Source organism: Rhizobium sp. NZLR10 (assembly GCF_019685125.1).
Taxonomy (GTDB): Bacteria; Pseudomonadota; Alphaproteobacteria; order Rhizobiales; family Rhizobiaceae; genus Rhizobium.
The window spans coordinates 68,101-92,590 of sequence record NZ_JABDWE010000005.1; the positions used below are offsets into that span (position 1 = coordinate 68,101).

General features: G+C 60.9%; 21 protein-coding genes and 1 tRNA gene. 13 read left to right on the forward strand and 9 right to left on the reverse strand.

The features are described 5' to 3' along the window. Nucleotides 1–84: 84 nt before the first annotated feature. The 7 genes from bcsN (at nucleotide 85) to HJB82_RS09665 (ending at nucleotide 10,152) form a co-directional block, all read left to right on the forward strand. Nucleotides 85–1,068, forward strand: coding sequence for a cellulose biosynthesis protein BcsN (bcsN, locus tag HJB82_RS09635; RefSeq protein WP_221131521.1), 984 nt, complete (start codon nucleotides 85–87; stop codon nucleotides 1,066–1,068). 57 nt (nucleotides 1,069–1,125) lie between these two features. After that, entirely contained in the window at nucleotides 1,126–3,318 is a 2,193-nt protein-coding gene (gene bcsA / locus HJB82_RS09640) for a UDP-forming cellulose synthase catalytic subunit (protein ID WP_207583744.1), read from the forward strand. Beyond that, the gene (locus tag HJB82_RS09645) at nucleotides 3,315–5,810 is read left to right on the forward strand and encodes a cellulose biosynthesis cyclic di-GMP-binding regulatory protein BcsB (protein ID WP_207583745.1); all 2,496 of its coding nucleotides are present in this window, start codon (nucleotides 3,315–3,317) and stop codon (nucleotides 5,808–5,810) included. The genes bcsA and HJB82_RS09645 overlap by 4 nt, the downstream gene beginning before the upstream one ends. After that, on the forward strand, nucleotides 5,807–6,850 hold the full coding sequence (locus HJB82_RS09650) for a glycosyl hydrolase family 8 (protein WP_207583746.1): 1,044 nt from the start codon (nucleotides 5,807–5,809) through the stop codon (nucleotides 6,848–6,850). Before HJB82_RS09645 ends, HJB82_RS09650 begins: the two co-directional genes overlap by 4 nt. Beyond that, entirely contained in the window at nucleotides 6,847–9,231 is a 2,385-nt protein-coding gene (locus HJB82_RS09655) for a cellulose synthase (RefSeq protein WP_221139883.1), read from the forward strand. Before HJB82_RS09650 ends, HJB82_RS09655 begins: the two co-directional genes overlap by 4 nt. Before the next feature lie 77 nt (nucleotides 9,232–9,308). After that, complete coding sequence (locus tag HJB82_RS09660; RefSeq protein WP_207583748.1) at nucleotides 9,309–9,977, forward strand: HAD family hydrolase; 669 nt, start codon at nucleotides 9,309–9,311, stop codon at nucleotides 9,975–9,977. Nucleotides 9,978–10,075: 98 nt separating this feature from the next. Further along, nucleotides 10,076–10,152, forward strand: a tRNA-Pro gene (locus tag HJB82_RS09665). Between the two features lie 196 nt (nucleotides 10,153–10,348). Here HJB82_RS09665 and HJB82_RS09670 read toward each other — a convergent pair. Then, nucleotides 10,349–10,981: a bifunctional 2-polyprenyl-6-hydroxyphenol methylase/3-demethylubiquinol 3-O-methyltransferase UbiG gene (locus HJB82_RS09670; protein ID WP_207584283.1), complete on the reverse strand. Its 633-nt coding sequence runs from the start codon at nucleotides 10,979–10,981 to the stop codon at nucleotides 10,349–10,351. Between the two features lie 560 nt (nucleotides 10,982–11,541). Here HJB82_RS09670 and HJB82_RS09675 point away from each other — a divergent pair. Beyond that, nucleotides 11,542–11,760 carry a hypothetical protein gene (locus HJB82_RS09675; protein WP_207583749.1) on the forward strand — a complete coding sequence of 73 codons (219 nt, stop codon included), beginning with the start codon at nucleotides 11,542–11,544 and terminating at the stop codon, nucleotides 11,758–11,760. A 2-nt stretch (nucleotides 11,761–11,762) separates the two neighbouring features. Here the strand turns inward: HJB82_RS09675 and HJB82_RS09680 are convergent, their stop codons facing one another. Beyond that, on the reverse strand, nucleotides 11,763–11,996 hold the full coding sequence (locus HJB82_RS09680; RefSeq protein ID WP_221131567.1) for a DUF982 domain-containing protein: 234 nt from the start codon (nucleotides 11,994–11,996) through the stop codon (nucleotides 11,763–11,765). Nucleotides 11,997–12,184: 188 nt separating this feature from the next. On the opposite strand from HJB82_RS09680, the gene HJB82_RS09685 reads away from it, so the two are divergent. Further along, a complete protein-coding gene (locus HJB82_RS09685) occupies nucleotides 12,185–12,397 on the forward strand; it encodes a hypothetical protein (RefSeq protein ID WP_207583750.1) in 213 nt (70 codons plus the stop codon). 3 nt (nucleotides 12,398–12,400) lie between these two features. Here HJB82_RS09685 and HJB82_RS09690 read toward each other — a convergent pair whose 3' ends face one another. The 3 genes from HJB82_RS09690 to HJB82_RS09700 form a co-directional block, all read right to left on the reverse strand. Next, nucleotides 12,401–12,550 (reverse strand): hypothetical protein, encoded by a 150-nt coding sequence (locus HJB82_RS09690; RefSeq protein ID WP_207583751.1) that lies wholly within the window; start codon nucleotides 12,548–12,550, stop codon nucleotides 12,401–12,403. Between the two features lie 273 nt (nucleotides 12,551–12,823). Further along, entirely contained in the window at nucleotides 12,824–13,117 is a 294-nt protein-coding gene (locus tag HJB82_RS09695; protein WP_221139884.1) for a RodZ family helix-turn-helix domain-containing protein, read from the reverse strand. Nucleotides 13,118–13,166: 49 nt separating this feature from the next. Continuing rightward, a complete protein-coding gene (locus HJB82_RS09700) occupies nucleotides 13,167–14,348 on the reverse strand; it encodes an ROK family transcriptional regulator (protein ID WP_207584285.1) in 1,182 nt (393 codons plus the stop codon). Between the two features lie 198 nt (nucleotides 14,349–14,546). Between HJB82_RS09700 and HJB82_RS09705 the strand changes: the two genes are divergently transcribed. Further along, a complete protein-coding gene (locus tag HJB82_RS09705) occupies nucleotides 14,547–16,304 on the forward strand; it encodes a glycogen debranching protein (RefSeq protein ID WP_221139885.1) in 1,758 nt (585 codons plus the stop codon). 146 nt (nucleotides 16,305–16,450) lie between these two features. On the opposite strand, the gene HJB82_RS09710 is transcribed toward HJB82_RS09705, so the two are convergent. Continuing rightward, complete coding sequence (locus tag HJB82_RS09710) at nucleotides 16,451–17,065, reverse strand: GNAT family N-acetyltransferase (RefSeq protein WP_207583754.1); 615 nt, start codon at nucleotides 17,063–17,065, stop codon at nucleotides 16,451–16,453. Between the two features lie 174 nt (nucleotides 17,066–17,239). Here HJB82_RS09710 and HJB82_RS09715 point away from each other — a divergent pair, with 174 nt between their 5' ends. From HJB82_RS09715 to HJB82_RS09725, 3 genes are all read left to right on the forward strand, one after another. Then, on the forward strand, nucleotides 17,240–18,574 hold the full coding sequence (locus tag HJB82_RS09715; RefSeq protein ID WP_207583755.1) for an extracellular solute-binding protein: 1,335 nt from the start codon (nucleotides 17,240–17,242) through the stop codon (nucleotides 18,572–18,574). A gap of 152 nt (nucleotides 18,575–18,726) precedes the next feature. Continuing rightward, nucleotides 18,727–19,620 (forward strand): carbohydrate ABC transporter permease, encoded by an 894-nt coding sequence (locus HJB82_RS09720; protein WP_164008873.1) that lies wholly within the window; start codon nucleotides 18,727–18,729, stop codon nucleotides 19,618–19,620. Then, complete coding sequence (locus HJB82_RS09725; RefSeq protein WP_207583756.1) at nucleotides 19,620–20,450, forward strand: carbohydrate ABC transporter permease; 831 nt, start codon at nucleotides 19,620–19,622, stop codon at nucleotides 20,448–20,450. The genes HJB82_RS09720 and HJB82_RS09725 overlap by 1 nt, the downstream gene beginning before the upstream one ends. Nucleotides 20,451–20,468: 18 nt before the next feature. Here HJB82_RS09725 and HJB82_RS09730 read toward each other — a convergent pair whose 3' ends face one another. From HJB82_RS09730 to HJB82_RS09740, 3 genes are read right to left on the reverse strand one after another with little or no spacing between them, the layout of a single operon-like run. Next, nucleotides 20,469–21,701: an O-antigen ligase gene (locus HJB82_RS09730; protein WP_221139886.1), complete on the reverse strand. Its 1,233-nt coding sequence runs from the start codon at nucleotides 21,699–21,701 to the stop codon at nucleotides 20,469–20,471. Then, nucleotides 21,698–23,263, reverse strand: coding sequence for an undecaprenyl-phosphate glucose phosphotransferase (locus HJB82_RS09735; RefSeq protein ID WP_207583758.1), 1,566 nt, complete (start codon nucleotides 23,261–23,263; stop codon nucleotides 21,698–21,700). Before HJB82_RS09735 ends, HJB82_RS09730 begins: the two co-directional genes overlap by 4 nt. A 56-nt stretch (nucleotides 23,264–23,319) precedes the next feature. Continuing rightward, a complete protein-coding gene (locus HJB82_RS09740; protein ID WP_207584286.1) occupies nucleotides 23,320–24,489 on the reverse strand; it encodes a glycosyltransferase family 4 protein in 1,170 nt (389 codons plus the stop codon). Nucleotide 24,490: the final 1 nt, after the last annotated feature.

Genomic DNA, 24,490 nt, shown 5'->3' on the forward strand with positions numbered 1-24,490 from the left:
GGCCGGTTGGTCGTTGATTCGAAGGTCCGTCGCGTTTCGGCTTGCGAATGGATATCTGGAAAGACGATTGCGGCGGCTCGAGACATGCGTTTGCGGAGGACGATATCGCTGGTGGCTGTGGCGGGCATGATGGCCGGCTGCACGTCGACGGGCGGTGTGCGCCAGCCCTCCGGACCGGAGACCGTGGCGCCTGAAAAGGCGCTGGTCCTGCCACCGCCGGGCGGCCCGTCGATCGTCAGCGTCGTCGAGCGTAAGCGTGGCAATGGCGTCGAGCAGACGATCTCGCTGTTTACCTCATCCTCGGTGCCAGGCCAGAACTTCCTGAATGTCCAGTTTTTTGGCGCGTCCGTGGCCAATCCCGGCACCGGCAATGCCGGCTACAGCATGATCAACGAGAGCGGCATTAGCCGCGAGGTGGCGCGTTCGGCCCCCGGTGTGCCGATGGCGACGTCGGCGACCTTCCTGCAGAACGCCTATGGACCCTTCGGTTATGCCTCCGGCCGCAGCCGTGGCGGCGACAGCTGCATCTTTGCCTGGCAGCAGATCCGCTCGAGTGCGGCCGCCAATACTCAGGCGCGCAATTTCGGCATGATCCAGCTGCGCCTGCGTCTCTGCGATGCGAACGCCAGCGAACGTCAGCTGCTCGGCATCGTCTATGGCTATACCATATCGGGCACTTTCGACGGGGTGATCTGGAACCCTTACGGCAATCCGCCGCCGGCCGATGTTGCGCTCGGACGCACCGGCGCGCCGATTTATCCTGACGAGGGCGGCTATCGCGCCAGCCCGATACCGATCGGCTATGAGCCGGCGCCTGCCATTGTCAGCCGGCCGCGGGCAGTTCCGGCCCGCAGCGCTTTGCCACCGGCGCAAGGCGCCGCACCGATGCCGGCGCCCATCGGCCCGCGCGTGCCGCTGCCGGGTGAGGCGCCTCAGGCGAGGATAACGCCGGATGCGGCAGCCGCGCCGGACGAACAAGCTGGACAAACTGCAAGGGCGATCGGCGTCACCGTGCCGTCGCCAGACTGTATAGGCGACGCGGCCATGACGGCCGCCTGCCGGAGATAATCAGCATGCCCGGCGCGCCCGACGGTGCGCCGGTTGAGCAATTTCGAAGGAACGTCGATGCGCAAAGCCCGCAGTGTCATCATCTGGGCCGTGGTTTCGCTCTGCATGATCGTGCTGATCACGCTGCCGGTCAACTTGCAGACCCAGCTGATCACCAGCATCACCGTCGTGACCGTCATGGCGCTGATCAAGATTTTGAAGGGTGAGGGGACCTGGCGCCTGGTGGCGCTCGCCTTCGGCACGTCGATCGTGCTGCGCTATGTCTACTGGCGCACCACCAATACGCTGCCGCCTCTGAACCAGCCCGAGAACTTCATTCCCGGCCTGCTGCTCTATCTTGCCGAAATGTACAGCGTTGCCATGCTGGCGCTCAGCCTGTTCATCGTCGCGACGCCGCTGCCGTCACGCCCCTCGCGTGCCGCCAATCCCGGGCGTTTGCCGCATGTCGATGTCTTTGTGCCATCCTACAACGAGGATGCTGGGCTTCTCGGAAACACGCTGGCTGCCGCCAAGGCCATGGATTATCCGGCCGAGAAGCTGCATGTCTGGCTGCTCGACGATGGCGGCACCCTGCAGAAGCGCAATTCCGGCAAGCTGCTCGAAGCCCAGGCCGCCGCCGCCCGCCATATCGAGCTGAAGAAGCTCTGCGAGGACCTCGACGTCAGCTATCTCACGCGCGACCGAAACGAGCACGCCAAGGCCGGCAATCTCAACAACGGCATGAAACACTCGACCGGCGAACTCATCGCCGTCTTCGATGCCGACCACGCGCCCGCCCGCGATTTCCTGCTCGAGACCGTCGGCTATTTCGAGGACGACCCGAAGCTCTTCCTTGTCCAGACCCCGCACTTCTTCATCAATCCCGATCCGCTGGAACGCAACCTGCGCACCTTCGACAAGATGCCGAGCGAGAACGAAATGTTCTACGGCATCATCCAGCGCGGCCTCGATAAATGGAACGCCGCCTTCTTCTGCGGCTCGGCCGCGGTTCTGAGCCGCAGGGCGCTCGACTCCCAGAACGGCTTTTCCGGCATCAGCATCACTGAAGATTGCGAGACGGCACTGGCGCTCCACGGCGCTGGCTGGAACAGCATCTATGTCGACAAGCCGCTGATCGCCGGCCTGCAGCCGGCCACTTTCGCGAGCTTCATCGGCCAGCGCAGCCGCTGGGCGCAGGGCATGATGCAGATCCTGCGCTTCCGCTTTCCGCTGCTAAAGCGCGGCCTGTCGATCCCGCAGCGCCTCTGCTACATGTCCTCCACGCTTTTTTGGCTCTTCCCGTTCCCGCGGACGATCTTCCTGTTTGCGCCGCTCTTCTATTTGTTCTTCGATCTGGAAATCTTCACCGCCTCCGGCGGCGAGTTCCTTGCCTATACGCTGGCCTATATGCTCGTGAATCTGATGATGCAGAACTACCTTTACGGGTCGTTCCGCTGGCCGTGGATTTCGGAGCTCTACGAATATGTCCAGACCGTGCATCTGCTGCCGGCAGTCATCTCCGTCATGCTCAATCCGAGGAAGCCGACCTTCAAGGTCACCGCCAAGGACGAATCGATCGCCGTCAGCCGCCTGTCGGAGATCAGCCGTCCGTTTTTCGTCATCTTTGCGGTGCAGATCGTCGCGCTCATCATTACCATCTACAGGATTTACGCCGAGCCCTATAAGGCCGACGTCACGCTGGTCGTCGGCGGCTGGAACCTCATCAACCTGATCATGGCCGGCTGCGCGCTCGGTGTTGTGTCGGAGCGCGGCGAGCGCGCCCTATCCCGCCGCGTCCGCGTCAACCGGCGCTGTGAATTCGGCGCCAACGGCAAGTGGTATACGGCCTCGATCGAGGACGTCTCCGTTCACGGCGCAAGGCTTCATATCTTCAACAAGAATCTCGACGACATGCTCGTCGGTGCCGTCGGCGAAATCCGCTTCCGGCCCTATAGCGGCGCGGATCTGGAGACTCTGCCGCTCATCGTTCGCAATATCGAGCCGTCGGGTGACATCAGCAATGTCGGCTGCCAGTACGTGCCGAAAAGCGCCCTCGATCATCGCCTGATCGCCGACCTGATGTTTGCCAATTCCGGCCAGTGGACCGAGTTTCAGGCCTCGCGCCGCCGCAATCCGGGCCTGATCCGCGGCACTATCTGGTTTCTCGGCCTGTCGTTCTACCAGACGAGCCGCGGCCTCGTTTACTTCTTCCGCAGCATGCGGCCGGAGCGGGAAGCCCAGCAGCAGGCGGCAAAGGTCAACGCCGGATGAGAATGATCGTCGCCGCCTCGCTTTTGCTGCTGAATGCCTCCGCCTTCGCCCAGGCGCAGACGGCACCCTTCGACATGTCCGGCGAGCGGCCGCCCGGTGCCGCCGTTACCCCGAGATTGACATCGCCGACCCCGCCGGCAGCGACCCAGCCGGCAACGGCCGTGCCCGCAGCGGCCGCGGTTCCCGTCACGCCACCGGTGTCCGTACCACCGGCACCCGCAACCCAGGCTGCTCCTGCTCCTGTGCCTGCACCCGTCCCCCCGGCGATCGCCGTTCCGCCGCAGCCGACGGTGCCGGCGCCCCAGCCGGCCGCGGCGGCAAATGCCGCTCTGCCTCCGCGCTCCGGCGATGTCCGCCGCTATGTTGTGCCCTTTTCGAAACTCGGCCTCGGCGGCGAATATGACCGGCGGTCATGGACCGTCTATCTGACGCCGGAACAGGCGGCCGCCAAGGCGAGCTTCACCTTCGCCTACCAGAATTCGATCGTCGTTGCCCCTGAGGCCTCGGCGCTGACCGTCTATCTCAATAACCGCCCGATCGGCCAGCAGCGCATCGGCTCGGCGGACGGTTCGTCGAAAGTGACTTTCGAGGTTCCGCCCGGTCTGCTGCAGCCGGGCGCCAATCTCGTCACCTTCGAAGCCGCTCAGCGCCACCGGACCGATTGCAGCATCCAGTCCACCTATGAATTGTGGTCGAATGTCGATCCGGCCGGAACCTATCTGAGCTTTGCCGGCAGCGATGCCGCCCAGTTGGCGAGCGCCGACGCGATCCGCGCCATCGGTGTCGACGGCGCCGGCAAGACCGAGTTCGATATCGTCGTCCCGGCGCTGGAGCAGCCGGGAACCACCAAGCCGCTGCTACGGCTGGCGCAGGGCCTCGCGGTGCTGAGCAGCATGCCGAACCAGATCTTTGCCTTCAGCACCGCTTCGCTTCCGGCCGGTGGACCGGGTAAGCTCAGCGTGCTCGTCGGCACCGCGGCGGAACTGCGGCCGCTCTTTCCCGGCCTGCCGCCCGGCGCCGAAAGCGCTGCACTCGCCGCCTTCGTCACCGATCCGCGTAGCGGCTCGCCGGTGCTTCTGATCAGCGGCCCCTCCTGGCAGGCGGTTTCCTCGGCGATCGATATCATCGTTTCGCCGACGGACAGGTCCGCAGATGTTCGCCGCGACGTGCTGACCACCGAGCGCTGGAGCGCGCCGAACGCGCCGCTGGTTTTTTCCGACACGAACATCGCTCTGTCTCAGCTCGGTGTGAAGACCACCGAATTCTCCGGCCGGCGGTTGCGCACCAGCTTCAATATCGCCGTGCCGGCTGACTTTTATGCCAATGCCTATGGCGAGGCGAAGGTGCTGCTCGACGCCGCCTATACCGATAACGTGCTGCCCGGCAGCCACATCGATATCTACGTCAATGACAACATCGCCTCCACCGTGCCGATCACCACGACCACCGGCGGCATTCTGCGTCATCTGCCGATCCGCGTGACGATGCGGCACTTCAAGCCCGGTCTCAATTCGGTGGCGATCGAGGCGATCCTGATGACCAAGGACGATGCGGCTTGCGCACCGGGCGCCACCGCCGCTGCCAATCCGCGCTTTGCGCTGTTCGATACCTCCGAGCTGCACATTCCGGATTTTGCCCGCGTCGGTCAGCGGCCGAATCTGGCCGCCATGGCCGGCACCGCTTATCCCTATGGCCGGGCTACCGAGCCGACGCCGCTGTTCATCGACCGCATCGATGCCGACACCCTTTCGGCCGCCGCAACCCTGCTTGGCCAGATGGCGATCACTGCCGGCCATCCGATCGCTGTCGAAAGCGTCGCCTCGCCGAATACGATCGGCGATCGCGATGCCATCTTCATCGGCTCCATCTCGCAAATGCCGGCAACCGCGCTGTCGCAGACCAATATCTCCACCGCCAGCCAAGCCTCCTGGCGTCCCGTGACGGACGCGCAGACGGGCGTCGTCGATACCGGCACGGCCTTCGAGGAGTGGAATTCCAAGGTCAGCGGCGGTCTCCTGCACAACCGTATCACGGCCTTTCGTGAGTGGCTGTCGCGTAATTTCGACATCTCCCGCAATTCGCTGCAGTTTGTGCCCGGCGCCGAGGAAATCTTTACGCCGCCAAACGTCGCGACGCTGCTGGTTGCCCAGGGCTCCAGCCCCGCGGGAACGGGCTCATGGACCGTGGTGGCGGCGCCGTCGGCGAAGGATTTGCGTGAAGGGCTCGAGGTTCTGACCGCGCAGCTGAACTGGCCGCAGATATCAGGCCACATCACCACCTATTCGAGCAAGACGGGCAAGATCGAGACGCTGCCTGTCACCCGTTTCGATTTCGTGCCGTCGATGCCCTGGTCGATCGCCAACTACCGCCTGATCGCCGCCAACTGGCTATCGACGAATATCCTCTCCTACGCCTTCCTGCTGGTCATCTTCCTGCTGTTGATCGGCCTTACGACGTCGAGAATGCTCAAAAGACTGGGCCGGTCGAAATGAGAGGGTGGCGCGCGCTCCTGCTGGCAGCAACGGTCGCGCTCGCACCGAGCCCGTCCGTCGTCGCGCAGCAGGCGATGATCAATGCCGGCGCATGGTCGGCCTACAAGGCGAAGTTTCTCGATCCGACCGGCCGCATCGTCGATAACGGCAATGGCAATATCAGCCACAGCGAAGGCCAGGGCTACGGCCTGCTGCTCGCTTACCTCTCGGCAAGCCCCGCCGATTTCGAGCAGATCTGGTATTTTACCCGCACCGAGCTGCTGCTGCGCGACGACGGGCTGGCGGTTTGGAAATGGGATCCGAGCGTCAAGCCGCACGTGACCGACACCAACAATGCCACGGACGGCGACATGTTGATCGCCTATGCGCTGGCGCTGGCCGGCACGGCATGGAAGCGTGAAGACTATATCCTCGCCGCCTCCCGTATGGCGCAGGCGCTGCTTGCCGAAACCGTCGCCAGCTCGGAGGGTCGCACCTTGCTGATGCCCGGGACCGAAGGTTTTACCGGCAGCGACCGTGACGACGGCCCCGTCGTCAACCCGTCCTACTGGATTTATGAGGCCATCCCGGTGATGGCCGCGCTCGCTCCGTCGGATGCCTGGAAAAAACTGTCGGACGACGGCGTGGAGCTGTTGAAGACGATGCAGTTCGGCCCGCGCAAGCTTCCCGCCGAATGGGTGAGCCTGCACGATAAGCCGCGGCCGGCAGAGGGGTTCGACGCCGAATTCGGCTATAATGCCATCCGCATCCCGCTCTATCTCGCACGTGGCGGCATCCCCGACAAGGCGCTGCTCATCCGCTTGCAAAAGGGGATGTCGCAAGACGGCGTTCCCGCCACCATCGATCTGACCACCGGCCGGCCGAAGACCGTGTTGCCGGACCCCGGTTATCGAATTGTTAACGATGTTGTGGCCTGTGTTGTCGATGGGACCAAGCTGCCGGGTTCGGCGCTGCAGTTTGCGCCCGCACTCTATTATCCGTCCACCCTTCAACTTCTCGGGCTGGCCTATATCGGGGAGAAGCATCCGGAGTGTCTGTGAAGTCTTCTCTCGTGGCGGTCTCAGCGGCAGTGATGGTGGCGACCGTCGTCACCGGACTGAAGGACCGTGCCGCTCTGCAGGAAAGGTTCGGCCTTGGTTCTGTTGGCAGGCCGGCGCCGGAGCTGATGATGATGGGCCGCATCAAGCCGACCGAGGTTGCCGGCAATTCCGAATTCAACGCGCAGCTCGTCGCCGACAAGATCGAGGCGATCACGTCTTCGCCGCCATCGGCATTGGATATGCCCGATCCGAATGCCGTCGCGCGGCAGCCTGCAACACCGCAGCCTGCGGTGCCCCAACCTGCCACGCCTCAACCTGCTACGCCTCAGCCGGCCGCTGAGCTCGCGCCGGTCGCGCCCGCCATCGTGTCCGCGCCGCCGGCGGCGCAGCAGGCCGCCGCGCCGTCGCCGCCTGCCGTCGATGAAAGTGCGCTTCGTTATTTCGCCAGCCGCGGCGACAAGGTGCGCCTGCAGGCTGAGATCTCCCGACTTCAGGCACTCTACCCGACCTGGGTTCCGCCGGCCGATCCGCTCGCCGTGCCGCAGAATGGCGACAAACAGCTCGAGGCCATGTGGCAGCTTTATTCCGATGGCCGTTACGCCGAGCTGCGCAAGGCGGTCGCCGACCGTCAGGCCACCGATGCTGGATGGCAGCCGCCCGCCGATCTGCTCGACCGCCTCGACGTCGCCGAGGGCCGCGCCCGCCTCGTCAACGCTTCCGAGCTCAAGCAATATGCGACGGTGGTCGATATCGCTGCGGCAACCCCGAGCCTGCTCACCTGCAGCGAGGTCGACGTTCTCTGGCGTGTCGCCGAAGCCTTCGTCCAGACGGAGAGGGTGCAGCGCGGCCAGGACGCCTATACCTACATCCTGATGAGCTGCGCCAATCCGGCCGAACGGCTGGCGACCGTCGAAAAGGCCTCGACATTGCTTGCCTACCAGCCGATGCAGGCGCTGCTCGCCCTCGAGAAACCTGCGAGCGACGGCAGCAGGGAATTCGACGCGATCCGCGACAATCTCGCCCGACGCTTCATGGCCGAAGGCAATGACGATCCGAAGCTCGCCATTGCGCCCGATTACGTCGCCCGCCTCGAAAAACTCGCCGGAACCGAGGGGCTTGCGTCGGATGCGCTGCTGCTCGGCTGGCACCAGCTTCGCCGCAACAATGATGCCGATGCAGAGAAGTGGTTCCGCGCCGCCCGTGCCAAGGAGGATACGGCCGCCGCTTCGCAAGGGCTGGCGCTGGCGCTGATCGCCCGCAAGGCTCCTCAGGAGGCCGAGGATGTGATGTTCCGCTGGCGCGCCGATTCCGATGATGCGACAGCAACCTATCTCGCCGCCACCGCCAACCTGATGGCGTTGCAGCCGCCGGCCGATCTCGCCGAAGATGTGCTGCATCGCATCGCCGCCGAGGTCATTGCCCGGAAATATGTGCCGACGGCGCAGCAGTTCGGCTGGTATGCCCGCTCGCTCAACCAGTTCCAGACCGCCGCACGCTGGTTCGAGACCGCACTTGCCTGGAAAGCCGATGACGAGCCATCCGCCTATGGCCTTGTCGTCACCCGCGACCAGCTGAACGACAGCAAGGGCGTGCTCGACATCCAGCATGCCTGGGCCGGCCGGTCGACCCGGATCACCAATCTCGAAGACACCTCCTCTTTGACCCAGAATGTCGGCACGCAGCCCGGGCAGGCAAAGCTTGCCCCGCAGCAGCCGGTTCAGCCGACGCAGCGCCCGGCTGCCGCCGAGCCGCTTCCGGCCGAGCGGCCGGCGGCACAGCAGCCCGGGCCGGAGGTCGCCGTTCGCACGGCGAGGCCGGCGATGCAGACGGTGACCGTTGAGCGCGGTGCGCGCCAGCCACGCGGCTGCTCGACGACTGTAGATGCAGGACAGCTCAGCCCGGCAAACGCGCTGTCGCGCGGCTGGTGCCTGATGGACATCAACCGACCGATGGAGGCGATCTCCGCCTTCGAGATCGCACTGAAGAGCCCGATCCGCAAGGACCGTGAAGACGCAGCCTATGGCCAGAGCCTTGCCTATCTGCGTGCCGGCCTCTCCAGCAATGCCGCCGTTGCTGCCACCAAGGCGCCGCAGAACCGCCAGCGCGCCGCCGAGCTTCAGGTGGCGATCCTCGCCGACCGTGCGCTTTCGGCCTTCGACGCCGGGCGTTATCGCGAAACCCTCATCTATCTCGATCAGCGCGCCCAGCTGCAGCAGGAGCGCATAGACCTGATGGTCTTGCGCGGCTACAGCTATTTCAATTTGAAAATGTACGGCGACGCGACGCGTATCTTCGAAGCCGCCGCCGCGACCGGCAACCGCGACGCCACGCGTGGTCTGGCCGATGTTCGCAGCGTCACCCATCCCGAAGTCAACGACTGACGTTGACGCCGCCACCGCTCTCCGCTACTCGCCTGCTTGGGGGCCGCCCCGGCCTCCCGCGCCCCAAGGAAACGCCCGTGCCCGCTCTCCGTGACATCCTCGACAGGTCATATGACGCCTTCCTCTTCGATATGGACGGAACGCTGCTGAATTCGATCGCCGTCGTCGAACGGGTCTGGAGCGACTGGGCAAGACGCCACGGCTTCGAACCGGAGGTTTTCCTGAAGACGATTCACGGCATCCGCGCCTCCGACGTTATCCGGGGGCTCGGCCTCCCAGGCGTCGATCCGGCCCATGAGGCGGACCTGCTGCTCGCCGAGGAGATGGAAGACGTCGCGGGCATCGTCGAGATCCCCGGCGCCATCCGCTTCCTCTCCGCCATCGCCGATGGAAAATGGGCAATCGTCACCTCGGCGCCGATCGAGCTCGCCAGGCGGCGAATGGCGGCCGCCGGCATCCCGATGCCGAAGGTCATCGTCAGCGGCAAGGAGGTCAAATCCGGCAAGCCCAGCCCCGAAGGTTATCTGCTTGGCGCCAGCCGCCTCGGCGTCGATCCCGCGAGATGCCTGGTCTTCGAAGATGCCGTCGCCGGCATTCTCGCCGGCGAGGCCGCCGGCGCCGATGTCACCGTCATCACGCAAACCCACGCCACGCCCTTCGAAACACCACATTTTTCGATCGCCAACTACCAGGCATGGCAGCCCCGCCAAACCGCCGAAGGCCGGCTGACGCTCACCGCGATCTGACCATTCCGACAAACCGCCTCCTTTTTGTTGGGGGCAAGGTTTTTCCGCTTGCATTGCACGCGCTGAAAAACTAAACGAAACAAGCCGTTTCGGCAGGTCGGGGCGTAGCGCAGCCCGGTAGCGCACTTGACTGGGGGTCAAGGGGTCGCAGGTTCAAGTCCTGTCGCCCCGACCATTTATCCCCTTGAAATCCCAGTCACAATGTCAATTTTCGTTGCCTTGCTAGAGGCGGAAACGGGACGTGGCGTTGGCAAGTATGCGGAAACGGGAACCGGAAATCCCGAAAAAGTCCCCAACGAAAATTTTATCTGTTCATGCTATTTGCCCGCCCGTGCGCCGCCCCTGCAGGGGCGGGGGCTTGCGATTGGCCTTCAGTGCGGTTTCTGAGCGATCGCAATCATCGATTTCGCCAGGAGCGGAATCCTCCCGACATATTCGAAATCGACGTCTTCGAAACCTGTTTCATGCAGGAGGGTGCTCAGCGTTTCCGGAGACCAGAATTTGATATGGCCGTGATTCTTGAGAGGCATGAAATGGTCATCCATCTTGCCGCTCACGGCCAAGGCCAGATTTTTCCAGTAACCGTGAAACGGCGTCGACATGACCGCGATGCCGCCCGGCTTCACCAGATCGTACATGGTGGCCGAGAAAGTCTTGGGATCATAAACGTGCTCCACGACCTCAAGGCTTATCACCGCATCGAAGGTCCCATACCGGCTGGAAAGATCTTCGTAACCGGAGCCAATTTCCAGCGGAAGATCGGGGTGGGCCGTTCTCGCTTTGGCAATTCCGTCCTCGGATGGATCGACACCGATGACATCATAACCCTTTCCCGCAAGCACGGCTGCAGCACCGCCGGCACCACAGCCGAGGTCGAAGACCGACGTTTCGTTTGCCTGCTGGAAACTGTTCTCGAGAACATCGACAACGGCTGGCAAAATGTAAGAATGGGCGGTCGCCGGCTTGGCGTGTACATAGGTCGTCGCGTCTAGTTCGATAGACATTTTAACTCCTGAAGATGTGAGCCCGCCAACACAATAATACGCAACGCAATCGTACGGCGGACTTTGACGGCAGTGTGGTGTCGTTGTGGTATTAACGTGATTAGCGCCGAAGGCGCTCCTGGCAGCTGGTGCCGCCGGTCGATTTGCGGTGCCGATCATGACGCAGATCCCCAGCTGTTGATCGGCCGTTCAGACCAAGGTCGCCTTCGTCTCAAGGACGGTTGATCGACAGGGTAGCAAAGAGATGCAGAGAACGTGCCGCAATTCAGCTTGTCCCATCGCAGGTCAAAAACAATCGCTAATTCGACGGCGGCCTTGTAGCTATTTAAAGTAAACAATGCAGGAAATACCCTTAACGGCTGTGATTTTGAAATAAATAATTCGGTTTCTTTAGGGATAACTCAGTTAGATGGGGCTTGAAGTTTGCATTGTGCTAAGATTATACACAAGTTAAATTCGAATTATCCAATTTGAATTTAAAAAAGACGAAAGCTCTTCGCATTCGTGCAAATACGTGTAGATTAACAGCGTCCCTGTCACAACGAGCCTGATGCGAGCGCATGGCGGATATGAAACAGAATTTAACTTGCAGGCAAGCCCTCGCCAGTGCGTTCCAGGCCCTGACAGACGAGGCCGTGAAAGCCGGCTGGTCGGAGGGCGATGTCGCACTTGCGCTTGCGGAAATTGCCGAGGAGCGTGTGATCGAGGTAACCGCCAAGGTGATCATGGAAGGCTCCATTCACCCCCAGTTCGCCGCCGCTGGCCGCCACACCGGCTAATCTCACAACAACAATCCCGCCGTCTTCGCCGCAGTGATGAAGGAAGTCTGTGCTGTGCGCGGGCTGCGCAGCCCGTCGAGTGCATCCAGGCAATGCTGGCGCGCAATGCGATAATGGCGCCCACGCTTGCTCGGCCATTGTTTGAGATATTCGACGGCTTCCCAGACGGTGGAGACGATCAGGCTGCTATCTGGGGCAAAGACCCGGATGGGGGAGGGAAAGCGAATTTCACTCAATATCTGCACTCACTGATTCCTGGCGCGGTCCCAACGCGCGGGGCAAAAATTTGTTCCCTGATTTTGTTCCGTGGAAATTTGCGTAGTTGCTAAAGTTCAAGCCGTCGCGCATAATCATTTTGCTGGTTGCGGAGGGCGGCCGGCAATGCAAGCGTGAATGCGTTTGCCCTCGGAGGAAATGCGGCGTGATGTTACGATCATCAATCCATCCGCATGATTTACCGTTGTTTTCGGAAGATCTCGATCTGCTGTCGCAAGTGCTCGACAAGGTCTGCGAGGACCGCGGTCTTGTCAGGACGACGCCCGAAGCCGAGCGGATCGGTGCGGTCATCATTCAGCTCTACAGGCAGGGCGTCAAGGACGGCGGCAAGCTCGCCGATCTGGCCAAGACCTACCTCTGACGCTCAGTTCTGCTCGATCGAGACACCGTTCTTGCCGATGCTCATCTCGATCCCCTGCGGCTTGCTCTCCTCACGGTAGATATAAGCGCCGAGGCCGATAACGGCGACGACGAGAACGCCGATGATGACGTAGAGTCCATTGCTGCGGTTCAACTGACTGCCCCTCAATATCCTTTAGGACAGCGGAAACGGCCGAACGCCTATTTGGTTCCATTAATGCATGTCGCCGGGAAGTGTGCAGCGGTTCCCGGATAACGACATGCATAAAAACAAGGAGCTAAAGCGCGTCGTATGAATCAAGTTAACTGCGACGCGCTTTAGAATAGCGATTTTAAGCCGCGTCGGCCTAATTCTGAAGGCCCATTCTAAATTGAAGAGTTAGAACACGATGCTGTCCGAAAACCGCGCAGTTTTCGGCACCATGCGCTAATCGTCATTGGCGGCGTTGAGGTTCTCCGGCCGGATACCGTCGTCGCTGAACGTACGTGCGCGCAACCGAATGCCGGGGCCGCCTTCATCCTGGTTGCCGCTGGACAGGAAGATGATGCCCTGCGCCTCGAGCGTGCTGCGAACATCAAACAGCGCGTGCGGCTCGCCCGCAAATTCGCCATTTTCCAGCGCCGCTACGGTCTCGATCGGCAAGCCACTTGCGGCGGCGAGCTCTTCGATACTCATTCCGATCATCGCCCGCGCGCCACGTATCTGTGTTGCTGTTATCATACCGCAAAATCTAGCGCATTCACCGTAGTTCTCAAGTGGCGCGAGCCGATCATGCGTCCTTCAATTTTACACCAAATAGATCGTCGTGCATGCGCTCGACCGCGACCCCCATTCCTCCCATCAGCGCGGCGCGGTTCCCAAAGCGGCTGATTTCGATGCGCGGCGGATAAGGCGTGCAACGCGGCAGGAAACCCCGGATCGCATTTACCAGTTCGGGTCTTGCACCGATGCTGCCGCCGGTGATCACCAGTTCAGGATCAAGCGTTGCTCCGATGGCCGCAATGGCGACTGCGACCAGCCTTGCCGTCTCTTCAATTGCCGCCACGGCGCTTGTCTCTCCCGCATTGAAGGCGGCGAAGAGGTCGGCCACGGTCGATGCGTTGCGCCCGCCGAAACCCGTGTAGCGACGAAGCATCGCGACACTGCCGACCGCGCTCTCAAATGTTCCAAGCGTAAACCCGCCAGGATCGAAAGCGTCTCCGCCGATCGGGAGATAGGCGATTTCGCCGGCCGCGCCCCGCGCGCCGCGCAGCAGAGCACCATTGGCGATAATGCCCATGCCGACGCCGGTTCCGAGAGCGATGAAAGCAAAATTGCCGGTCTCGACACCGTGTCCCCGCCATCGCTCCCCTTGCGCCGCCAGGTTGACATCGTTTTCGACGATCACCGGCACGCCCATCCTGTCGCTGAAGACCTGCCACAGATTCATGGCGTCGATGCCGGGAATGTTCGGTGCCACATTGATATGGCCGGTGGCGGGATCGAGCACGCCGGGACTGCCCAGAACGACGAGACGGAGCTTGTCGGCGGTCGTTCCGACAGCAAGCGCCAGTTCAACGATCACATCGCTGAACTGATTGACGAGATGCATTCCGCCCCGTGGGTCGGTGGCCACTTTGGTTTCGGCGACGACGTTGCCCAACAGATCGCAGATCGCCGCAGCAATCTTGGTGCCACCGAGATCGATGGAGACAGCCAGTCCTGCTCGTGCATTGATTTCATAGATGATCGCATTCCGGCCGGGTCGACCATCGGTCTGTCCGATCGGTTTCAGCCAACCATCATCTTCAAGGTCGCGCACGACATCGGAAATCGTCTGTTTTGACAAGCCGGTCAGCTTGGCAATATCGGCGCGGGAGATCGACCCGCTGGCCAACACGGTGCGGATCACGGCATTGGTTGAAATTTTTCGTGCGATTGGAGTCTGTACGACAGAAGAGGTCATTGCTATCCGGCCAGCTCGTTGCAATTAGTTCGGAGCACATACTTAATTAGCGCGATATTGGCTTTCCAATATCGCGAAAGGCGAAATCTGAAGCTCTACCTGATCATCTCTGCCGGTTTTCAGTACACTATAGCTCTCTATTTGTCTACGTCCTTGACAAGCGGAAGGCTACCTGTAGGCTGGGATCAATTGCGGGGATTGCCAATGATAAAGCCCTCGACTGACGGACAGCTTTTCGCCGAAGAGGGCGTTTTATTGCCTGTAATGGCGCCACGCCTTCAGGCGGATGTTCATCCGGATGGATACGCTGATCTTGCTCTCTGGGGCGCCGGCAGTCTGGGGCGTGTGAGATTTTCTGCCGTCGGGGGGCCTTATACCTATGCCCCGAACCGAATGGTCTGCGAACATGGCGGCGTATTCGTCGCGCAGTCGCTGCCGGTGATGTTGATCAGAGGCGTGCGTCTCCAGGGTGTATATCCGGCGCGCCGTTGCGCCTGGTGGCATGAGCCGGATGAACAAGGCGCAAGCGCGAGGCTCACTCGGACCGATCATCGGCGGATTTTCGAAATGGGCTGGGGTGTGCTCATCGTGGACGCTCTCGGCTCGGATCTTCGGATTGCCGTCGGCGCATCGAGAGGCGAAGCCGAGAAAGCTCTCAGCCTCACCAGCCAGGCCATCATTACGGAAGCCGCTGAATATGTTGCACGTTGTGATCTGACGCCCGACGCCGACGCGCTGATGCGCAGCATGGTCAGCCAGGGGATACATGCCGCCCTTTCCAGCATCAGACGTGATGAACACGGCGCCTTCGCTGGTCTTGCCGCAGGGCAGGCCTATAGTGCTCCGGCGCGGACCTATTACCGCGATGGCTATTGGACGATGCAGCCTCTTCTGACGCTTGCGCCGGAGGCGGTGCGCGACGAGATCCGGCTGCTCGCCAAGGGGGTCCAGCCGGATGGAGAAGCTCCAAGCGGCGTAATCTTGACCGGGCCTGCGCAGTCAGAGGCTTGGCAGCGCTTTGTCGCCGACAGCAAGGCCAATCCCAAAACCCACAAGAGGGCGGTTCCGGAGTACCACAACCGTCCGCAAGATTGGTGGAGCGACCACTTCGACAGCCCGCTCTTCTTTATTCTTTTCATTGATGACTATTTCAGCGCAACGAAAGATACAGCCGAGGTGCAACGGCACTGGCCGATCGTCAAGGCAATCGTGGAGCGTTATCTCAGCATGGCCGGTCCTGGCAGCGTTCTGCCGCTGAAGCCGCGCAACGACCGGGACTGGGCGGACAACGTCTATCGTGAGGGTCTGGTCTCTTACGATCTGGGTCTTTTCGTAGGCGCCATGGACGCGGTGGCAAGGCTTGGAGACAGTCTCGATCCGACGCTTGCCGAACGCGCACGCATGACCGTAAATCTTGCCCGCGAAGAAATCGGAGCCAAGCTCTATGTGCCGACAACGGGAGGATATGTCGACTATGGAACGCCTGGCGCTTTTGTCGAGGATCATCTGGCTCTCGACAGCCTGACCTTGTCGCGATTTGCTGCGATTTCCGGGCAGAAGGCGGTTGGCTTGCTGAGAGCATTTGAAACGAGACTCGAAACGCGCAACAATCAGGAGCAGCCCTATGGCAGCTGGGGTGTGATGTGCGCCTATCCGCCGTTCAAACGGCCAAGCGATCTGCGATCCAAGACGGCTTTTCCCTACCGCTACCATAACGGCTCGGACTGGCCCTATTGGGATGGCGCCTATGCCGAAGAACGCCTTCGCCACGGACTTGGCGGTGCGCGCTATGCACTGACACGCTGGTGGGAAACCTGCCTCGAGAATGGCTGGATCGGTGCGGTGGAATATTTCTCCCCGCCTTACGGGCGAGGCTCCCTGCTTCAGGGCTGGAGTGCCATGCCGGCGGCAGTTGTTTTAAAATACGGGCTTGACGCCGCAAATGCGGAGCCAATCTCATGAACATGACGGCTCGCTCGGTTCTAAAGCAATTCCAGCAAAAGCGTGCAGCGGTTTTGCTGGGAAAAGCGCGACGCGGTTTGGCCAGCGAATTGCGTGAAAATAACGAGCTAGAGCATTTTCGTGATTCAAAGAAAAACGGAAATGCTCTAGTCGGATCCCTCATCGATCCGCATGGCGAAGGCGACGGAACCGTCCCGTTCGAGTTCGGAAAAACCAAGATGACGGTAGAAACCTCTGGCGCGTTCGTTGTTAGGATCGACCCCGAGATGCACAGCCTTTACCCCGTGATTGCGAAGCGCCTGAAGCTCGGTGCTGATCATCCTGCGCCCCCAGCCGCCTGCCTGAAGTCCGGGAAGAATGTTGATGTGAAGATGCGCGGGATAATCGTTTTGAAGCCACGTCGTCCCGCTTCGCGGATTTTGAATTCGCTCGATCACATCGGCGTCGCGCGGATGGCTGGGTGTCAGTCCGGCGATCTCTCGGCGGACGAACGGCCACCAGTGTGTCGCCAAGTCTTTGTCGAACCCGCCGGTATCGGCCGCTCCGACGACATAGCCGACCGGCCGGTCGCCCTGAACGAGAACAAAGGCAAGGTCTCTGGCAAACTTGAGATAGGGTACCGACCAGATGTAACCGGGCAGATGCGGGTCGCTATAAAGCGCGCTGGCATCCTCGCCGCCATTGGCGGTTTTCAGGCAGATGTCGAAAAGAGCTTCGACATCCGCTTCAATCGCCGGGCGGATGAAGCAGTTGCTGTCCATACCTTTGCCACCTCCTGCGTGGCGCTTTGTCATTGTAGGTCGCGAGAGAGATTCATGCATTGACGATTACCTCAGATTCGCAGGCCCGGCAAAGGTCTGGAAGGAAACGTTCGGCCGGTGCCAGGCGCAAGGCTCGGATGGGGAGTGGAGAATAAACCAAGTGAGGTGGAGCAGATGAATAGAACCGTGAAATCGATCAGCATACTGCCGGCATACCGATTGAAAGCAGCTGTCGCGCTTGCAGGCGCGGCGCTTATGAGTTTCGGCCTTTCCGCGGCCCGCGCCGACGATCTGGCTGTGTGGGATGACCAAACCTTCGAAGGCCAGAGCGCGGTTATCGAGCAACTGAATAAGGAGTTCGAAGCCGCCCATCCCGGTGTAACGATCAAACGCACCGCCCGCACCTTCGATGACATGAAGCTGACGCTGAAGCTTGCGGTTTCGGCAGGGGATGGCCCTGTCATCACCAAGGTCAACCAGGGCGCCGGCGACATGGGCGCGATGATCAAGGAAGGTTTGCTCCTGCCGGTTGACGAGTACATCAAGACATATGGCTGGGATAAGCGGCAGTCGGATTCCGTGCTTGCTCGAGACCGCTGGGATGGGCCAAAATTCGGGGTCGGCAAGACCTACGGCATATCGGGTCTCGGCGAGATCGTTGGCCTCTACTACAACAAGAAGATCCTCGACGACGCAGGCGTTAAACTGCCGCAGTCCTTCGAGGAGCTTTTGGCTGATCTTGATAAGCTGAAGGAAAAAGGCGTCGCGCCCTTCATGATGGGCTCGGCAAAGCAGCATCTCGCCCTGCACATGATCGGTGCCATCGATCAAGCGCATATCGACGCGGCCAATCGCGGCGAACTTGATGACCTGATTTACGGCAAGGGCGGTTCCTGGAACACCAAGGGCAATATCGAATCCGCCAAACTCGTGCAGAGTTGGGCACAGGGAGGCTATTTCTATCCTGGTTTCGAGGGCATCTCGGGTGACGACGCCGTCCAGCTCTTCATTTCCGGGCAGGGCGCGTTCCTGATCTCCGGGACCTGGTATTTCGGCGACATGCAAAACAATCCGGATATCGGCTTCATGGCCATTCCCGCTCCGAAGGGCATTTCCAAGCCCATGAGTGTCGGAGGCGTGGATCTTGCCTGGGCGATAACGAGCCTTGCCAAAGACAAGACAAAGCAGGACTTGGCCGGCGAGTATATCGACTACATGGTTTCGGAAAAGGCCGCTGAAAGCTGGGCCAATGCCGGCTACCTTCCCGCAACATCGCTCCCGGCGGATGCAAAGCCCAAGCTCACGCCGCTCCTGACCTCTGGCATCGAGATGTGGAAAACACTCAATGCCAACGATGCACTCGGCCATTACCCCGATTGGTCAAGCCCGACGATGCTGAAGACGATAGACGACAACACGCCACTTCTCTTGTCCGGCAAGATCACGCCCGAAGCCTTTGTCGATGCCATGGACAAGGATTATCAGGCGTACTTGAAGGATAAGAAATAAGGAGCACGGACGCTGGTCGTGATCGCCAGCTCGGTGGTCACGACCGCCAGCTCGGCGGTCCAACCGGCGTCCCGTTCGCCACGTTAAAATGAGCGCTGCGAGTTCACGCCTTGCTGCGCGATGACCAGAGCTTTGGCTTCATGGAGTACTGGATGAAACGCTCCGCACTTGATGGAACGCAACATACCAATTTCATCTATTTATTGCCTGGATTGCTGCTTTACGCGGCGTTTGTCTTTGGACCGATTGTCGCGGCTTTGGGATTGAGCCTGACCAGTTGGGACGGCTTGAGCATGCCGAGGTGGGTTGGCCTCGGTAATTATGCCGATCTCTTTTCCGACAGCCGTTTTTACATCGCCTTGCGTAACAACGCCGAGCTCATGATCTTCTACTGTGTTCTGCCGCTCGTGCTCGGCATAACGCTTGCTGCCTGCGTCTGGAATCTGAAGCAGCGCGAACAACTCGCGCTCAGAACGTTCCTGTTTCTGCCCTATATCATGCCGACTGCCGTGTTGGGCATCATCTGGGCATGGCTCTACAATCCTGCATTCGGCCCGTTCAATCAGTTTCTCAGAGCGATAGGACTGGGCAGGTTCGCATTACCGTGGCTCGGAGATTTCAATTTTGTGCTTCCCGCGGTCGGGATCGTTGCCACATGGTATTTCTTTGGTTTCTGCATGGTCATCTTCCTCACCGGAATTCAGCGTATCGACCCGTCGCTGTTCGATGCTGCCAAGGTCGATGGCGCTTCGGCGCGAAAGACATTTTTCTGGATAACGCTGCCGCTTCTCATGCCTGAGATAAGGGTGGTTTTGCTTCTGACGGTGATAGCATCGATCAAAAGCTTCGACCTGATTTTTACAATGACCCGCGGCGGACCGGCAAACGCGACGCTCGTGCCGAATATCTACATGTATCAGCTCGGCTTCGAGCTCAATCGGTTCGGCGCTGCGGCGGCCATCGCCATTGTCGGCGCGTTGCTGACATTCGCAATCAACTATGCAATTCACCGGCTGGTCGGCTCTAGAAGCAAAGGAGTGGCTTGATGAGCCGTTCGTCCAACATCCCCGCCGCGCTCTTCCTTCGCCTTCTCCTCTGGCTTCTTGCTTTCGTAACGATCACGCCGTTCCTGCTTCTGCTGCTGACGTCGATAAAGAGCAAGGCTGACGTTCTCAGGGGTGCTTTCGCATTGCCGGCCTACCCGCATTTCGAAAATTATGTCGATGCCTGGAATGCCGGACATTTCAACATCTACTTCTGGAATTCGATCATCGTTGTCATACCCGTCGTTGCAGTAAGCGTCTTTCTAGGCCTGCTGACCGGTTTTGCCTTTGCCTACCTGTCATTCCCGCTCCGGCGCACGCTGTTCGCGATCCTGACGCTCGGCATGATGGTGCCGGCCGAGGCCTTCATCATCCCGCTTTACTATGAAATGCGATACCTTGGGCTGATCAATACCTATGCGGCGCTTATTATCCCGCAGATCGCCATGTCGATACCGTTCTCAACGATCTTCCTCGCCAGTGCGATGCAGCAATTGCCGGAGGAAGTTCTCGAAGCGGCGGTCCTCGACGGCGCCGGACGCTTTCATATCCTTCGCAAGATCGTTATCCCGCTGATGATACCGGCAATGTCGACACTGGCGCTGTTCCTGTTCATCTGGACCTGGAACGAGTTTCTCATTCCGTTCATTCTGGTCAACGACGACGCCTATCGGACGCTGCCCCTCGGCATGCTGTTTTTCCAAGGGCGTTACACTGTCAACACGCCAGTTCTGACCGCCGGCGCGGTGATCGTGATTTTCCCGCTCATCCTGACGTATCTGGTTTTCCAGCGGCGGTTTATCGCCGGCTTGACGGCGGGCGCGACGAAATAGACTGCGACATTATCGGAGCTATGGCCTCCGGCCACGCCTGTGGCGCACTTCTAGTGCCGCACAGCCCCAGACAGTGCCGAGCAGCAGATAGACATGGCGCCAGTGGTCGATATCGATGACGTTGCCGATCGTCGCATGGCCGAGAACCGAGATCCAGGCGATCATCAGGAAGGGTTGCCACGGGCGGTCGAGCAGCAGGTATCGGAAGCCGAGCGCAAGCGTCCAGATGAGCATGCCGACATAGCTAACGAAGCCGAGCCAGCCATAGGTGGTGAGCGATTTCAGCCAGATATTGTGCTCGTCCTCGGGAAACATTGTGCCGAACACCAGCGGGCCGATGCCGAGCGGGCGCTCCATCATCATGGTGAAGCCGATCCGGTGGCGCTCGAAACGGCCGAGATGCTCGCCGTCATATTGCTGCACCAGCTGGGCGCGCGCCGAAAACAGTTCGGCGACCTTCGGAATCTGCAGCGCCACCAGCAGCGAAGCGACCAAGATGATGATCGCCGCCAGCGACAGCACCAGCACCCTGAGGCGAAAGGCGCCGCTGCGCTCCTTGAGCAGCATGATGAAGATCAGCAGCCCCACGCCGAGCGCGAACAGACCCCAGGCGGCGCGGGAAAAGGACAGGAAGATGCCGAGCGCAAGTACGAGCAAGGCGGCAGCCTTCAGCGGTGATTTCTTCAGGTCGCCCACCAGAATGCCGTGGACGAGATAGAGTGATGGCGGCACCAGGAAGGGGCCGAAGACGTTCGGGTCCTGGAAGGCGCCCTTGGCGCGGTCATAGAGTGTGAAGATTTCCGCGCCTGGAAAGGCATGGAAATAGCCGAGTATGCCGAGCGCTGAGGTGGCGACGGCGGCGAAGGTCCAGGCGTTGAAGATCAGCGGCAGCCGCTTGTGGCTATCCTCGATAATCGCTGCGTAGAAGACCGCCGTCAGCGCCAGGAAGGTCGACACCGCAATATACATCGGCCCTGTCGCCAGATCCTTCATCTGCGTCAGCGACAGCATGCCGCCGATATTGAAGGTGAGCAGCAGGGCAAGCAGCGGCGCCACGCCGCGCGAAATCCTGAGGCCCAGGATGAACCAGAGGCCGATCAACCCCGCCATCCAGAGTTCGTAGGGTGCCGGCTCGTCGATCACGAAACCGGAAAGGAAGACGCCGAAGGCGACGAAGGCCGAGCCGATCAGGCGCAGCGTCATCCGCTGCGGCTGGGCGACACGCGGATATGTCGCCTCGATCGCGGTCAATAGGCGTTTTCCGTATTGAGCAGCCGGATCGGCGTCAGGAACAGGATCTTGAGATCGAACCAGAGCGACCAGTTCTCGATGTAATAGAGGTCGTATGCGGTGCGGAACTTGATCTTCTCGTCATTGTCCACCTCACCGCGCCAGCCATTGATCTGGGCCCAGCCGGTGACGCCGGGCTTGACGCGGTGGCGGGCGAAATAACCCTCGACGACATCGCCGAAGGCGCGGTCGCGGGCTTGGGCGAGAACCGCATGCGGGCGCGGCCCGACCAGCGAAAGCTCGCCCCTCAAGACATTGAAAAACTGTGGCAATTCGTCGATCGAGGTCTTGCGGATGAAGCGGCCGACGCGGGTGACACGCGGATCGCCCTTGGTGACCGCGGCCTTTCCCGTAGGGTCGGCCATATTGGTGTACATCGAGCGAAATTTGAAGACGTTGATGATTTCGTTGTTGAAGCCGTGGCGCTTCTGCATGAAGAAAACCGGGCCTTCGGAGGTTGCCTTGATGGCAATCGCCGTCGCTACCATCAGCGGCCAGAGCAGCGCCAGCGCGACGACGGTGAAGAAGATGTCGAAGCCGCGCTTGGCGACGGAATCCCAGTCGCGGATCGGCATCTTGAAAATGTCGAGCATCGGCACCGAGCCGACATGCGAATAGGCGCGCGGCCGGAAACGCAGCCGGTTGGCATGCGCGGCAAGGCGGATATCGACCGGCAGAACCCAGAGCTTCTTCAAAAGGTCGTAGATACGCGCCTCGGCCGAAAGCGGCAGAGCGATGATCAGCATGTCGATGCGCGTCAGCCGCACGAATTCGACGAGTTCGGCCACGGTGCCGAGCTTCGGATAGCCTGCGACCATGATCGGCGAGCGCTTTTCGCCGCGATCGTCGAAGATGCCGCAGATGCGGATGTCGTTGTCATCCTGCTGTTCGAGGATGCGGATCAGGTCCTTGGCCGGCTCACCGCCACCGACGATGACGGCGCGGCGCTCCATGATGCCGTTGCGCGCCCAGTTGCGGATGCCGTAGGTGACGAGGAAACGCTCGGCGGCAAGGAAGAGCGCGCCGGCTGCAAACCAGGGTATAAAGGCGTCGACGACCATCGCCCATGTGCTGCCGCGAACCAGAGCGAACAGGCCGACGGTCAGGAGAAGCGCGATCGTCCACGAAGCCAGAATGCGCGGGATCAGCCGCAGCTTGGCCCGAAGCGCTGGGATGGTGTAGGTGTCGGCAAGCTGGAGGCCGATGACGGTCAAGGCCGAAGCGATCGCCGCCATGCCCGCCCGCATCCAGGAGGAATCATGGCCGTCGCCGGGCCAGAAAGTGTGAACGATCAGGGCGATCGCGAAGAGCGCCAGGAATTCCAGCAGCCGCAATTGCCCGATGATGATGACAGGCGAATTGGTTCCATCGCGGAACTGTTCGGCGATCTGCCGGGCATAGGGGTTGATTTCGGTCGGGCCGGAAGGTTTTTCCTGACCCGCGTCGCCGCGCACCTCGATGTCGGAGACCTGCTTGCGCAGTGCTTCCACGTCGAATTGATCGCCTTTTTCCAGCTTGTTCATGGGGCTTTTTCGCTCGTTGTCACCAAGCGAAATACCAGAAAGCCCCTAAGAAATATTTACGAGGCGGCGGGCATTGCTTGACGGTCGGCGGCACCGACGAGTTCATGGTACAATTTCAGGACATCGCGTGCCATGACGGCGGAGGAAAACACCGCCTTCACCGCCTCGGGCTTCGGCATCGTCCTGGCGTGCCAGTCGGGTGTGCTCAGCGTTTCCGCCATGACGCGCGCGAGATCGTCGGAATTCCCGGCCTCCACAAGGGCTGCGCTGTCGGCGCCGAGCACCTCGGGAATGCCGCCGACACGGCTTGCGATGATCGTCTTGCCGGCGCCGAGCCCTTCGAGCACGATATAGGGCATGGCTTCGGCGCGCGAGGGAACGACAAGGTTCTGCGCCATGGAGAAGGCTTCGTGGACCCGCATCGCCGGTAGCATGCCGATGCGTTTGCCGAGGCCGCGCTCGACCATCATCTCGCGGTAGCGATCGCGATCCGGCCCGTCGCCGATCATCAGTGCCGACAGCGGCCTGCCGAGCAGCCGTTCGGTCTTGGCGAAGGCATCGACAAACAGATCGGGACCCTTGAGGTCCCGGAGCATTCCCACATAGATGAAATGCACCGCATCCGAGCGGGTCGGGATCGGCTCGAAATCGCGCTCGGCGATACCGTTATAGATCAGTCTCGTCTTCGTCCGCGGCTTACCCACTTTGCGCGCATAGGTGTCGCGCTCGTATTCGCAGATGAAGACCAGCGCATCGGTGAAATATTCCTGCAGGCGCTCCATCCTGAGGACGAACTGTCCACTGAACGAGGAACGCGAATAATGCAGGCTTCCACCATGCGCGGTGTAGAGGCGGGCTACGCGATACCTGTTCACCCGCAACGCTGAGCCGGCAAGTCGCGCGAGCACGCCGCCCTTGGCGCCGTGTCCGTGCAGCACATCCGGCCGCAAACTTTTGATTTTCTTGTATGTATCCCACATCGTCGCAATATCTGACGGACTGATCGAGCGCCGGATCGGCACGCGTGTCAGGCCGAGCGAGAGATAGGGACGGATATCGTCGAACAGGCTGTCCTCGTATTCGCCGCCAGTCGAGCTGTCACAGAGGATGCCGATTTCATGACCGGCCTTGCTGTGCTCCTCGACGAGGTCGCGGACATGTCGGAAAATCCCGCCGACCGGCGACCTGAAGCAATGGAGGATGCGGAGCGGCTGCTGTTCTGCCATC